This is a genomic window from Streptomyces sp. NPDC090499 (assembly GCF_044769305.1).
Lineage (GTDB): Bacteria > Actinomycetota > Actinomycetes > Streptomycetales > Streptomycetaceae > Streptomyces.
Genome location: NZ_JBIVXP010000028.1, coordinates 19,071 through 32,182, shown reverse-complemented (window position 1 = coordinate 32,182; position 13,112 = coordinate 19,071). Strand labels below are relative to the sequence as shown.

The 13,112-nt window shown below is 70.2% G+C and carries 11 protein-coding genes; 7 read left to right on the top strand and 4 right to left on the bottom strand.

The features are described from left to right. Nucleotides 1-11: 11 nt before the first annotated feature. Complete coding sequence (locus tag ACIQVL_RS47555; protein ID WP_403478735.1) at nucleotides 12-806, top strand: SDR family NAD(P)-dependent oxidoreductase; 795 nt, start codon at nucleotides 12-14, stop codon at nucleotides 804-806. A gap of 69 nt (nucleotides 807-875) precedes the next feature. Here the strand turns inward: ACIQVL_RS47555 and ACIQVL_RS47550 are convergent, their stop codons facing one another. Continuing rightward, the gene (locus ACIQVL_RS47550) at nucleotides 876-3,575 is read right to left on the bottom strand and encodes an ATP-binding cassette domain-containing protein (protein ID WP_403478734.1); all 2,700 of its coding nucleotides are present in this window, start codon (nucleotides 3,573-3,575) and stop codon (nucleotides 876-878) included. 128 nt (nucleotides 3,576-3,703) lie between these two features. Between ACIQVL_RS47550 and ACIQVL_RS47545 the strand changes: the two genes are divergently transcribed. The 4 genes from ACIQVL_RS47545 to ACIQVL_RS47530 are packed head-to-tail and all read left to right on the top strand — an operon-like array spanning nucleotide 3,704 to nucleotide 8,435. Beyond that, a complete protein-coding gene (locus tag ACIQVL_RS47545; RefSeq protein WP_403444248.1) occupies nucleotides 3,704-4,945 on the top strand; it encodes an ABC transporter substrate-binding protein in 1,242 nt (413 codons plus the stop codon). Nucleotides 4,946-4,961: 16 nt separating this feature from the next. Then, a complete protein-coding gene (locus tag ACIQVL_RS47540) occupies nucleotides 4,962-5,672 on the top strand; it encodes an ABC transporter ATP-binding protein (protein ID WP_403478733.1) in 711 nt (236 codons plus the stop codon). A gap of 10 nt (nucleotides 5,673-5,682) precedes the next feature. After that, entirely contained in the window at nucleotides 5,683-7,026 is a 1,344-nt protein-coding gene (locus ACIQVL_RS47535; RefSeq protein ID WP_403444252.1) for a hypothetical protein, read from the top strand. Further along, nucleotides 7,023-8,435 carry an acyl-CoA reductase gene (locus ACIQVL_RS47530; RefSeq protein WP_403478732.1) on the top strand — a complete coding sequence of 471 codons (1,413 nt, stop codon included), beginning with the start codon at nucleotides 7,023-7,025 and terminating at the stop codon, nucleotides 8,433-8,435. Before ACIQVL_RS47535 ends, ACIQVL_RS47530 begins: the two co-directional genes overlap by 4 nt. 174 nt (nucleotides 8,436-8,609) lie before the next feature. Here ACIQVL_RS47530 and ACIQVL_RS47525 read toward each other — a convergent pair whose 3' ends face one another. Then, on the bottom strand, nucleotides 8,610-9,032 hold the full coding sequence (locus ACIQVL_RS47525) for a hypothetical protein (RefSeq protein ID WP_403478731.1): 423 nt from the start codon (nucleotides 9,030-9,032) through the stop codon (nucleotides 8,610-8,612). A 435-nt stretch (nucleotides 9,033-9,467) separates the two neighbouring features. Here ACIQVL_RS47525 and ACIQVL_RS47520 point away from each other — a divergent pair, with 435 nt between their 5' ends. Beyond that, entirely contained in the window at nucleotides 9,468-10,208 is a 741-nt protein-coding gene (locus ACIQVL_RS47520; RefSeq protein ID WP_403478730.1) for a transposase, read from the top strand. Between the two features lie 85 nt (nucleotides 10,209-10,293). Here the strand turns inward: ACIQVL_RS47520 and ACIQVL_RS47515 are convergent, their stop codons facing one another. Further along, entirely contained in the window at nucleotides 10,294-10,767 is a 474-nt protein-coding gene (locus tag ACIQVL_RS47515; protein WP_403478729.1) for an FUSC family protein, read from the bottom strand. A 107-nt stretch (nucleotides 10,768-10,874) separates the two neighbouring features. After that, on the bottom strand, nucleotides 10,875-11,717 hold the full coding sequence (locus ACIQVL_RS47510; RefSeq protein ID WP_403478728.1) for an alpha/beta fold hydrolase: 843 nt from the start codon (nucleotides 11,715-11,717) through the stop codon (nucleotides 10,875-10,877). Nucleotides 11,718-12,203: 486 nt separating this feature from the next. Here ACIQVL_RS47510 and ACIQVL_RS47505 point away from each other — a divergent pair, with 486 nt between their 5' ends. Beyond that, nucleotides 12,204-12,863, top strand: a complete 660-nt coding sequence (locus tag ACIQVL_RS47505) for an SDR family oxidoreductase (protein WP_403478727.1) — start codon at nucleotides 12,204-12,206, stop codon at nucleotides 12,861-12,863. The last annotated feature ends 249 nt before the right edge of the window (nucleotides 12,864-13,112 follow it).

Below are 13,112 nucleotides of genomic sequence, written 5' to 3'. Positions count from 1 at the left end.
GCGGTCGGGGCATGGGACGACTCGACGGCAAGATCGCCGTCGTGACCGGGGCGGCGTCGGGCATCGGCGCCGCCACGGCACGTCGGGTGGCGGCCGAGGGCGCGCACACGGTGGTCGCCGATCTGAACCTGGACGGCGCCAAGGCGGTGACGGAGGAGGTCCGCGCCAGCGGCGGCTCCGCGACGGCGGTCGCGGTCGACCTCGGTGACGTGGACAGCGTACGGGCCATGGTGGCCGCCGCGGTCGAGACGTACGGCGGGCTGGACGTCCTGCACAACAACGCGGCGGCCACCCACCTGGCCGCCCGCCGGGACCTGGCCGTCGTGGAGGCCGACCCGGCGGTCTGGGACGAGACGATGCGCGTCAACCTGCGCGGAACGATGGTCGCGATCCAGGCCGCCGTCCCGCACATGATCGCCCGCGGCGGCGGCTCCGTCATCAACACCTCGTCCGGCGCCGGCCTCGCGGGCGACCTCCGCAATCCCGCGTACGGCGCCTCGAAGGCCGCCATCGTCAACCTCACGCAGTACGTCGCCACCCAGTACGGCAAGCAGGGTGTGCGCTGCAACGCCATCGCGCCGGGGTTCATCGTCACTCCGGCGAGCGCCGGTTCGGCCCACGGCGCGATCCGGGAGGCGATGCTGCGCCATCACCTCACCCCGCGGCTCGGCCGGCCGGAGGACGTCGCCGCGGCCGTCGTCTTCCTCGCCAGTGACGAGTCCGTGTTCATCACCGGGCACACCCTGCGCGTGGACGGCGGACTGCTGTCCCACCAGCCGTACGTCGCCGATCTGCGAGAAGCCTGAAGCCGGGGCACGACGGGCAGCCGGAGGGGCCCCGCACGCGGGAGCGCCTCCGGCTGCCCGAGGGCATCCTCAGGCGAGCGCCTCCGGCTCCAGGTCGCCCAGATAGGCCGCCCGCACCGCCGGATCGCGGCGGACCTCCTCCGGCGTACCCGCGCAGATCCGGCGCCCGAAGTCCAGCACCACCACCTGGTCGCAGACGCTCATCACCATGTCGACGTCGTGCTCGACGAGCAGGACGCCCATGCCCCAGTCCTCGGCGAGCCGCTTCACCAGACGGGCCAGTTCCCGCGTCTCGTCCTCCGAGAGCCCGGCCGCCGGTTCGTCCAGGAGCAGCACGGACGGCGCTGCCGCCACCGCGCGCGCGATGGCGAGCAGCCGCCGTTCGCCGTACGACAGGTCGCCCACCGGACGGTCCAGACGGTCCTGGAGACCGAACTCCCGTACCGCGACGAGTACGTGCGCCGGCAGTGGGCGACTCCCGGGTCGGACGAGGTCGGTGAGGTATGCCCAGCGGCCGGGCCGGTCGCAGGCCGCGTACAGGTTGTCCAGCACCGTCATGTCCTCGAACAGCTCAAGCGACTGGAACGACCGGCTCAGTCCGGCCGAGGCCCGCCGGTGCACCGGCACCCGGGTCACGTCCCGCTCGCCGAGGCGCACACTGCCGCCGGCGGCCCGGGTGAAGCCCGTGACGGCGTCGATGGCGGAGGTCTTGCCGGCGCCGTTGGGCCCGATGAGACCCACGACCCGGCCCGGCTCGACGTCCAGCGAGAGCCCGTCGACGGCGACGACACCGCCGTAGCGGACGGTCAGGTCCCGGACGTGGAGGGGGAGCGGTGCGGCGCGGGGGACGTCAGGTACGTCTCCTTCCTCCGTCGCTCGCGACACCACGGCACCGTGTTCCGGGAACAGCCTGTCCCGGACGCCCGCCGCCTGCCTGCCGACCTCCTTGCCGATGCCGTCCTGGTTCCCGACCAGCGTCAGCACCAGGATCACCCCGCCGATCAGCGGCATCCACTCGCTCAGCCCCGGGAGCAGCCAGTCCCCGAACCGGGCCCCCACCGTGCCCGCGGCGAACGTGGCGCCGAACAGCGGCCCCACGAGGAAGCCGACACCGCCGATGACGGCGAGACCGAGCGCGGTGATCGAGTCGAAGCTGGCGAAGTCGGAGAAGACCACCGAGGTCGAGCGGAAGCCGGTGAGCACTCCGGCGAGTGCCGCGATGGCCGCGGACAGGCCGAAGGCGTAGAGCTTGACGGCACGGACGTCGATGCCGAGGGCGGCGGCGGCCCGCTCGTTCGCCCGTACGGCGACGAGCCGTCGGCCGGTTCTGCCGCGCCGCACGTTGGCGACGACGAGTGCGGCGGCGACGAACAGCACGAGCACCAGGGCGGCGTACCGCTGCGGGTGATCGACTCCGGAGATGCTGATGCCGAAGAGGCTCTGACTGCCCACCGCGATGCCGTCGCTGCCAGGGGTGGTCGACAGGTCCGTGTTCTGGAAGACCATCGCCTCCAGCGTGGTGCCGAGGCCGAGCGTGATGATCGCCAGGTTGACGCCCCGGGTGCGGACCGCCGGAAGCGCGAACAGCAGGCCGATCGGCACCGTTCCGAACACGCCTGCCAGCAGGGCGAGTTCGAAGGGCCAGCCCCAGTCGGCGGCTGCATGTCCGGCGATGAAGGCGCCGGTGCCGGCGAGGGCGTAGGCAGCGAGCGAGACCTGTCCCGCGTACCCCGTGACCACGATGACCGACAGCAGGATCAGCGAGAGCACCAGGGTGCTGGTGATCGCGTCGGCCCACAGCGGCGTGGACACGCCCACCAGCACCAGTGCGACCGCGACGGCGAGAGCCAGCGGTACGGGGCGAACCCGCCCGGTGCCCAGGGCCGGCAGCCGGTCCACGAACGTGCCGCGCAGCGGCAGCGCCCGTCCGCGTGCGACCAGCACCAGGGCGATGAAGAGGAAGGGCACCGAGGAGGCGAGCCCCGTCACGCCGGTGCCGAAGCGGGTGAGTTCGCACTGCACGACGCCGATGACCAGGCCGCCCGCCAGGGTGACCGGGAACGACGAGAACCTGCCGATCAGAGCGGCGGCCAGCGCGCTCAGCAGGAGCGTGGTCAGCCCGGTCACCGACAGCCCGATGACCGGGACGATCAGGATGCCCGTCAGCCCGGCGAGTGCCGAGCCCAGTGCCCAGTTGCCGGTGGCGATCAGGTCCGGGGACCAGCCGAGCGAGGCGGCGGCGTGCTCGTTCTCCGCGACCGCGGTGGTGCCCAGGCCGAACAGGGTGCGCCGGTAGAGGAGATGCAGGAGCCCGGTGACGGCGACCGCGATGCCGAGCAGCCAGACGCGGTCCTCGGAGACCGCGGCTCCGGCGACGGTCAGCAGCCGGGTGGGCAGCCTGCCGGGCACCAACTGCAGGCTGTCGCCGTAGCGCCTGACGGCGACAGCGGTGAGCACGATGAACACCGCGAGCGTGCCGACCAGCCGGGCCAGGGAGGACGCCCCGCGCAGCGGCCGCATCACCACCAGATGGGTGAGTACGCCCAGCACAGCGGAGGCGAGCACCCCGCACGCGGTCGCCGGCCAGTACGGCACGCCGTGGTTGGCGGCCAGCTCCCACTGCACGTACGCGCCGGCCATCCCCATCGCCCCGTGCGCGAGGTTCAGGACACCGGAGCCCCGGTAGACCAGCACGATGCCGTGCGCGGTGAGGGCGTAGAGCGCGCCGAGCCCCAGGCCGAGCAGGGCGAAACGCAGGATGTCGTCCATCGGGGGAACCTCCCAGAGGCCAGCCAGACAGCACATTTATTTAAATAATTGTGCCGAGAGTACTTCACTAACCCCAAAATGCACCCCATGCTGTTCGCCAACTCGACGACGAGCCCCGCGGAGGAACCATGAACGACTCACCCCGACGCAGACGGACCGCAGCGACCTGTCTCGCGGTCACCGCAACGCTGCTTGCCGCCGGTTGCGGGGGAGAGGAATCCGACAGCACGGCCGAGACCTCCTCGCTGAAGGGCACGCCGGTCAAGGTGATGGTCTGGGCGCCGGAGAACACCCAGGGCAGCGCACAGCCCGGGGTCCGGCTCACCGCCCAGGCGTACGAGAAGTGGGTCAACGCTCATGGCGGGATCAAGGGCGGCCCGCTGAAGGTGCTCACCTGCAACGAGAAGAACGACCCCGACGAGGCCGAGAAGTGCGCCCAGCAGGCCGTCGCCGACAAGGTGGTCGCGGTGGTGGGCTCCTACAGCCTCGCGGGCGACCGCTACATGCCCATCCTGCAGAAGGCCGGCATCCCCTACCTCGGCGGCACCGGAGTCTCGGCCGCGGAATTCTCCAACCCGCTGTCGTTCCCGGTCAACGGCGGCACCCCGGTCGTGTTCGCGGCACACGGGCGGCAGCTGGTGGAGCAGGGCTGCAAGAAGATCTCCGGAGTACGGTACGACCTCGCGGCCGCCGCCATCGTCTCGCAGTTCCTCACTCTCGGCGTCACCTCCGCCGGAGGGGCCGCGCCCAAGGACCTCAAGGTGCCGGTCACCGCCACCGACCTCGCCCCGCAGGTCGCCGCCGCAACCAAGGGCAGCGACTGCGTCAGCGTCATCCTGGGCACGCACTCGGACCTGTTCGTGACGTCGTACATGCAGTCGGGCGCGAAGACCAGGCTCGGCAGCGTCGTCGGCAACCTCACCCCGCAACTGGCCGCGAGCACCGGCGGAAGCAGCAGCCCGCTGGAGGGCGCCGCGATCACCGGCTACTTCCCGCCGGTCTCCGACAAGGCGTGGGAGGACTTCACCGAGGCCGCTGCAGGCAACAAGGACATCGACACCACCAACGGCGCCAACGAGACGACCTGGGTGGCGTTCAAGGTCTTCACCGAGGCCGTCAAGAAGCTGTCGGCGATCTCGGCGAAGGCCCTGGTGCAGGAGCTGAACACCACACAGGGCATCAGCACCGGCGGCCTGACCCCGCCTCTGACCTGGAAGGCGTCGACCGCCCTGCCGATCAAGGGCCTGAACCGCATCCACAACACCACCGCCACCGAACTGACCATCACCGACGGGAAGATCGAGTGGGCCAAGCCGGGATCGACCTTCGTCGACGTCCGCAAGGTACTGACGGCCACGACGGCCGGCTGACCCAGGGAGGACGTCCGTGCACGACACCGAGCCCCTGGTCGAAGCCCGTGCGCTGACCGCCGGATACGGCAGCCAACCCGTCGTACGCGACCTCGACATGGCGGTCCGCCCCGGCGAGGTCGTCGCCCTTCTCGGGCCCAACGGCGCGGGCAAGACCACCACACTCCGAGCGCTGTCCGGCGACCTGGCCCCGATGGGCGGCGAGGTGCGCTGGCTGGGCGGGCGCGGCCGCGCACCGCTGCACCGCCGAGCCCGCCAGGGCCTGGCGTACGTCGGTGAGCGGGCCGTCTTCACCCGCCTCGACACCACGGACAACCTACGGGTCGGCCGCGTGCCGACCGAGCAGGCCCTGGAACTCTTCCCCGAGCTGGAAAAGCGTCTGAGGACCGGCGCCGGCATGCTGTCGGGCGGTGAGCAGCAGATGCTGTCGCTGGCGCGCGCGTTGTGCCGAAGCCCCAGGCTGCTCCTCGCGGACGAACTGTCGCTCGGCCTCGCCCCGCTCGTCGTCGACCGCCTGCTGCGCGCGGTCCGTGAAGCCGCCGACCGGGGCCTGGGCGCGCTGCTGGTGGAACAGCACGTGCACAAGGTGCTGGACATCGCGGACCGCGTGTACGTGCTGCACCGCGGCCGCGTCACCCTGGCCGGCACCCCGAAGGACCTGCGGGCGAACCTGGACGCGATCGAGTCGTCGTATCTCGCCCAGAAGACCATTCATGCAACTGATTGAGGTGGCTGCTGTGGCAAGCGCACGCGAACAGATCCGGTCCCTGATTCTGTCCGGCGACACGTTCGAGCAACCCGCCCAGGACATCCGGGAGTTGCAGCTCGAAGCCGCACGGGAGGCCTTCGCCGCGCACCGCGAGCGCATCCCGCTGCTGCGCACCCGCGCGGAGGAGACCGGCGTCCGCGAGGTCACGGCCCTCGACGACCTCGTCCCCCTCCTCTTCTCGCACACCAGCTACAAGTCGTACCCCGTCTCCCTCATCACCGCCGGCCGATGGGACCGGCTGCTGCGCTGGTACACGACCGTGTCGGCTCTCGAACCGGCCGACGTCGACGTGGCCGGCGTGCGCGACATCGACGAGTGGACCGAACGCATCACGGCCGCCGGCCACCGCCCGTACATCACCAGTGGCACCTCGGGAAAGGTCTCCTTCCTCAACTGCTCCGCGAGCGACCTCGGTTTCCTGCACGACATTCTGGAGCACCTCACCTGCTGGCCCGACCCCCTGCCGCCGACACCCACCCGCCGCGGCTACCTCCTCGCACCGGCGAGCGGCCCGATGCGCTCCATCGACGGCTTCCGGTGGCACGCGGAGGTCTTCGCGCGCCCCGGACAGACACAGCTGCTCACCGAGGGTCCGCTGCGGGTGTCCGAACTGATGAGCAGCGCCCTGCTGCGCCGCCGGATGGCCGAAGGCACCGCCACCCCGCAGGAGATCAGCTCCTTCGAAACCGAGTCCGAGTCCCGCCAGAAGGAACTGGACACGGCCGTCACCCGGATCGTCGACGACATCGCCGCGCACCGGGACGAACCGCTGCTGATCGCCGGCATGAACAACCAGCAGTTCGCGCTGATCCAGGCACTGCGCGCCCGAGGCGTCCCGGACGGCAGCCTGCACCCGGACACCCTGGTGCTCAGCGGCGGCGGCAACAAGGGCCGCGCGCTGCCGGACGACTACCAGCAGCGGTTCACCGCCTTCTACGACGGCGTGCGGCGGGTGCGCAGCTACGGCATGACGGAGCTCCAGGGATCCTGCCTCGCCTGCGAGAAGGGCAACTACCACGTTCCGCCCTGGGTGATACCGCTTGTCCTCGACCAGGAGGGCGAAGAGCTGCTCAACCCCGAACACGGCGTCGTCGAGGGCCGGTTCGCCTTCCTGGACATCTCACTGGAAGGCCGGTGGGGCGGACTGATCAGCGGCGACCGGGTCTCCGTCGACTTCTCGCCCTGCGACTGCGGCAGGCCTGGCCCGGCCGTCCTGCCGGACATCCGGCGCTACGGCGACCTCGGCGGCGACGACAAGATCACCTGCGCGGCGACGCTCGACTCCTATGTGCGGGGGATGATCCACGCGTGACCGCCACGACACCGCACAGCGCACCCGAACCTGAGACGGACGCCCCGGCCGCCGTCGTGCACGTCGTCCGCGGCGAGGTCGACCACGGCCCGCACAACGCCCACGGCCGTCCCGGCGCCGCCTTCACCGCACCGGCGCTCGACCTGGACCGCCTCGTGTGGCCCCGCACCGAACCAGGACCGGCCTTCCACGTGCCCACAGCGGAGATCGTGGACCTGCTGGTGGCAACGGGCGAGGCCCTGAAGGCGGACCGCGACGGCCTCCTCGCCGAAGCCCTGGACCGCATGGTCCGGGTCAGCCCGCTCCCCGGCGAGGTGCTCGAACGCGCCTATGCCGCGCTCTGGCGCAGCTTCGGCCGGCCCGGCCTGTACGCCCAGATCGATCACGAACTCGGCGGAGCGGACGTACTCGACGGCTGGCGCGAGGTGCGGCTGCCGGGGGGCCGGGTCGCGGCGACGCGCGCGTTCCCGCCCCGTCTGGTGCACGTCATCGCCGGGAACGCCCCCGGCGTCGCGGCGATGTCCGTCGTCCGCGGCGCCCTCACCAAGGGCGTCAACCTGCTGAAGCTTCCCTCGAACGACCTCTTCACCGCGACCGCCATCCTGCGCACCATGGCCGGGGTGGCCCCCGGCCACCCCGTGGTCCGGTCGTTCTCCGCGGTCTACTGGCGCGGCGGCGACGACGCCGTGGAGAGCGTCCTGTTCCGCCCACAGTTCTTCGACAAGCTGGTCGCCTGGGGCGGCGAGGCGACGATCCGCGGGGCGCTTCGCTACGTCGGTCCCGGCTTCGAACTGGTCTCCTTCGATCCGAAGACCTCCATCTCACTGATCGGACAGGAGGCCTTCGCGTCCCCGCGGACGCTCGCCGAGGCCGCCGACGCGGGCGCCTCCGACGCCACGTTCTTCAACCAGCAGGCTTGCGTGGCCAGCCGCTTCCAGTTCGTCGAGGGCTCCGTGGACGACGCCGACCGGTACGCCGCCCTGCTCTGCGAACGCCTGGGCCTCGCCCGGGAGTTCAGCTCGGCGACCGGCCCGAGGGTCCCCACGGACCTGCGCGAGGAGATCGACGTCCTGCGCTCCCTCGCGCCCGAGTACCGGGTGTGGGGCGGGTACGACGGACGGGGCCTGGTCATCCGCTCCCCGGAACCGGTGGACTTCCACCCGGACGGAAAGATCGTCGACGTCGTCCCGGTCGCCCACCTGTCCGAAGCCGTCACCCACGCCGGAGTCGCCACCCAGACCGTCGGCGTCTACCCCGACACCCGCAAGCCGGAGCTGCGCGACGCCCTCGCCTGCGCCGGGGTGCAACGTGTGGTGTCCCTGGGCCAGGCGGGGGGCATGCCGCCCGGCTTGTCCCACGACGGCTTCTATCCGCTGCAACGGCTCATGCGCTGGGTCAACGACGAGTGATCGCTCGGCACGCCCGCCGACCAGGTACGGCTCCACGCCTGCCACGAGGCCGCCGGCATGGGTGGAGACGGCGGTCGCGTGGCCTGGTCACGGGTGTGTGCCCGCTGCGGCGGCCGAGCGGGGCGATGGCCGACACCGGGCCGCAGCGCCGGGCTGATCTCGCAGTCGAGGTGGTCACACCGTCGGCGCCGGAGCGGGCCGCAGTGCCGTCCGGATCGCGGTGGCCGTGACGTAGGCGCAACCGGCCAGGATGGCCGCGAGTTCGGCCCACTCGGCGCCGACCGGCTGCATCACCGGATCCAGCATCGCCCGGACCGCGGCGATCTGCACGAGGACCACCCACGCCATCAGCACCCGGACCCCGCGGCGCGGTGCACAATCGTAGCGGAACCAGAGCAGTGCGACGTGGAGGGTGAACGCGCCGAGCAGGAGCCACAAGCCAAGGTCCGCGCCGGCCGCGGTGCAGGACGGCTGCTCCTCCCAAGGGCGGGTGCAGCCAAGGACGTCGAAGGCCGCGGCGCCCGCGTTGACCAGGGTGCCTCCGAGCGTCTGGAGCGCCAGTGCGATCGATGCGGCACTCGGTCTGAGGAATCCCACGGCGGTATGACTATCACGTCAAAGTTCCCGTCGGCGCATGAGCCCGCTGGTCACGGCGGCGTGAGGGGTGGTCGGTCCGGCCCGTCACGAACGCATCGAAGCTCCGGTTGAGCCGGGTGACCTTCCCAAGTCGCCCTGAACCAGGGGAGCTTCGATGTACCCCCAGTCTGCCACCGTGTGACTGATCAAGTCGCCAGTTCTGGAGGGCGTGGCGGGGTTGTCGCTGGTGGAGCGGTTGCGGCTGTTGCCGGACCCGCGTCGGCGGCGGGGAGTGCGTCAGCCATTCGTGGCGGTATTGCTGGTCGCCGCCGCTGCGGCAGTCGCCGGCGCGCTCGTACGCGGCCATCGGCCAGTGGTCGGCGAACGCTCCGCAACGCGCTCTGGCCCGGCTGGGCGCGCGGGTCGTGGGCACACTGGGCGTGCGGGTCGCACCGAATGCCGCCACGTCGGGTCATCGGCCTGGTCTGCCGGGGCGGACTGGCCGATCTCACCTGCGCCGATCCCGCCGGATCGGACTCGATCGCCGTGGACGGCAAGGCGGCCCGCGGCTCCCGGCACGGCACCTCACCCGCCGCCCACCCGCTCGCCGCGATGACCGGTGACGGCCGGACCGTCACCCAACTGCGAGTACCCGGCAGGACCAACGAGATCACCTGCTTCGCCGCCCTGCTGGCGCCCTACGACCTGGCCGGGGTCACGGTCACGGCAGACGCCCTGCACACCCAGTGCGGCCACGTCCGCTTCCCGGGGGAGGAGAAGAAGGCCCACTACCTGCTACTCAAGGCCAACCATCTCGAACTGCACAGCAGGCTACGGGCATTGCCGTGGAAGGATGCCACTGCCCGCCGCTACGACCGCGAGATCGGCGCCGTCAGCCGCCAGACCCTCTACGCGATCACGGACCTGGCCTCGCAACAAACCTCACCCCAGCGGGTCGGCCGACTCGCCAGGTCACAGTGGACCATCGAGAACAGGCTCCGCTTCTTCCGCGACACGACATTCGCCGAGGACGCCTCGAAGATCCGCACCGGTCACGGCCCGGAGAACATGGCAACCCTGCGCAACCTGGCGATCAACGCTCTTCGCGCCGCCGGGTACCGCGACATCGCCGCGGGCCTCCGCCATGCGTCCTACGAGCCCTTCACCCGCCCGCTCGACCTCCTGGGCATCGCCTGATCAGCGCATCCGCGAAATCACAGGACTTTGCAACACCCCTGCGACCGGGCCAAACCCGACCCACCCGCTATCACGCACCAACTCGTCAGCGAGTTCGGCTTCCGCGGCCTCTGCCTGTCCACTTGCCTGTCTGATTCACGACGATCACCGTGAGGATGCCCGCTGCCACGCCGACGGCCGTGTCACCGAGGCGCAGCAGTGGCTGTTTCCAAGCCCCGTGCGGGTTGAGTCCATCGACGACCATGACGACGGTGGTAGTGATGGCTGCGGTCACCTCGTCGCCGGGCCGCCCGAGCAGCCCGGGAACCAAGACGCTCAATCCCGCCAGCAGGGCCAGCCCCCATGCGTGCAGGGGCAGGAACAACAGGTAGACAAGGCAGAGCGCGAAGCTGACCAGCGTCGCGGACATGCGGGCGACCGCAGCTTTCGCACTCTTCTTCTTGCATTCGCGGACCACGAAGATTGTTGAGATCGCTGCCCACATGCCGCCGAGTTGCCCTTCCTCGTACGGCTGGTGGGCGCTCGCCGAGATCACGGTGACCGCCCAATAGCTCAGCAAGCTGGCCAGCCGACCTCGATCGAGTACCTCAGCAATTTCCCGGTCCCTGCCGTTGGCGAACTCACCGACACCGCCATTCCGCGAACGCTGTTTCAGGGCTGTCCCCGTTATTGCCGGCCGGAGTCGTGGGCCGCGCTGAGGATGAGGTCCGTGACGGCTTGAGGGTGGGATACAAGGGAGACGTGCGAGGAGTCGATCTCGACCGTCTTGCGTGCGTGTGCTCGTTTGGCCTCGTATCTTTCGAGGCTGGGGTTGATGGCCCGGTCCTGCTTTCCGACGAGCACGTAGACGGGCTTGTCCCGCCAGGCCGCTGCGGTGAGCTTGTCGGTGAAGGCCGACTGCGCAATCGGGCGCTGTGTCGATGCCAAGACGGAGGCCTGCTGCTGGGAGAGGTCTTGGGCGAAGGTCGCGTGAAGCTTTTCGGGCCGGATGTAGACGTCCGTTCCCGTGGTGCCGTCGCCGTTGCGGAAAGGCACCTGCTTCAACGCCGAGGTGAGCGGCGCCGGAGGGAACTTGCCGGAGAGGCTGGAGAAGGACTCACCCTTGTCCGGCATGATCGCGTTGATGTAGACGAGCGCCTTGACGTTGTCGAGGCCAGCAGCCGCCTGTGAGATGACTTCGCCGGCGTAGGAGTGTCCGACGAGGACGATCGGCCCCTTGATGGTCTTCAGGAGGCTGTTGAGGTAGGTCGAGTCCTGGGGTATGCCGCGCAGCGTGTTGGGCGGCGCGATGACCTGGTAACCGTCGTGCTGCAGACGCTGTACCACCGCGTTCCAGCTCGACCCGTCGGCGAATGCCCCGTGAACGAGGACCACCGTCGGCTTCGGGCCCGACGGAGTCCTGCCCAGCTCGCCGGTGGCGGAAGACGGCGAAACGGCCAGCGCGGAGATGACCACCGCTCCGAGTGCAAGTGTCGCTCTTCTGGCTACAGGTCGTTTGGTGAAAGCCATGGGCTCACCACTTCCTCGGCGTACGAAGTGAACAACTCCTGTTCGGCGATCCAAAGCAGAGGGGCGCGTAAGCTGCCGTCTGTCTCGCCGCGGCTTCCTCCTGTCCGGTCGGCGACACGAACCGGAACGAGGAGGCTTTCGGCACGGATTGCAGAAGTCAAGGGCCCGCCGGATATCAGGTAAGCCTAGCCACGAAATCGGAGTGGTCAAGCCGAGAGGTCGTCCGTGGCCGGTTGAAAATACCCGTCTTCGCATAACGATTTCCCGTACCGAAAAGTTCGTACCCCTCCCCTTGTAGCAGTGTGCGAGGCTCCTTTGTCTGGAGACTCCCGTCGGCGCCCGGCGACGACCGGCAAGGCGGGGCGCGCCCGGCCGTTGGGTGAACTCGCAGTGCCCATAACGCCCGTCGTCGCACGTAGCCCGTGGTCGAATCGAGGAGCCGGGCTCGGCAGGCGGCGGGCGGTTGCGGAGCCTACGATGTCTGTTATGCGTGTTGTCATTGCCGGCGGTCACGGGCAGGTCGCCCTTCGGCTTGAGAGGTTGCTCGCCGCCCGAGGTGAGCAAGTCGCAGGGATCATCCGCAGGCCGGAGCAGGCGAGCGATCTGCAGGCGGCCGGCGCCGCGCCCGTCGTGTGCGACCTGGAATCGGCGACGGTCGGTGAGGTCGCGGGGCATCTGAAAGCCGCGAGCGCGGTCGTCTTCGCGGCCGGAGCCGGGGCAGGAAGCCAGTTCGCCCGCAAGGACACGGTCGACCGCGGAGCCGCCGTCATGTTCGCGGATGCGGCCGAGGCAGCAGGGGTGCGACGCTTCGTGATGGTGTCCGCCATGCGCGTAGACCAAGAACCATCGGAGGGTACCGACCCCGGATTTGCGGCCTATCTGAGAGCCAAGGGCGCCGCCGACGCTGACATCAGGGCGCGGTCCGGACTCGACTGGACCATCCTGCGGCCAGGCCGACTCACCAACGATCCAGGCACCGGCCTTGTGACGCTCGCTGAGTCCACCGGGCGCGCGGACGTCACGCGCGACGATGTAGCGGCCGTGCTTGTCGGCCTGCTCCACACGCCGGGTACGGCGCGACGGACGCTGGAACTCACAGGCGGGAGCACGCCGGTGAACGAGGCGGTTGCGCAAGCCGCGGGGTGAGCCTGGCCGCAGACCACGAGTTCACACGGAATTGGGGCGATGCCGTCGTCAGCCTCCGCCGCGGCGTCACGCTCTACGCGGAGTCACCACGCCACGGCGTGTGGGTGGTGCCGGCGCTTCTCGGCGTCGTACCGCTCTGCCACGGCGAGTTCGCTCCCTCCTTAAACCCGGTGCCTGGCCGAGTGCGTCAACAAGCACGAGGAGGATGCGACGGACCGACCGCAGCCCCGAACCGCCCCGCCAGGTAGT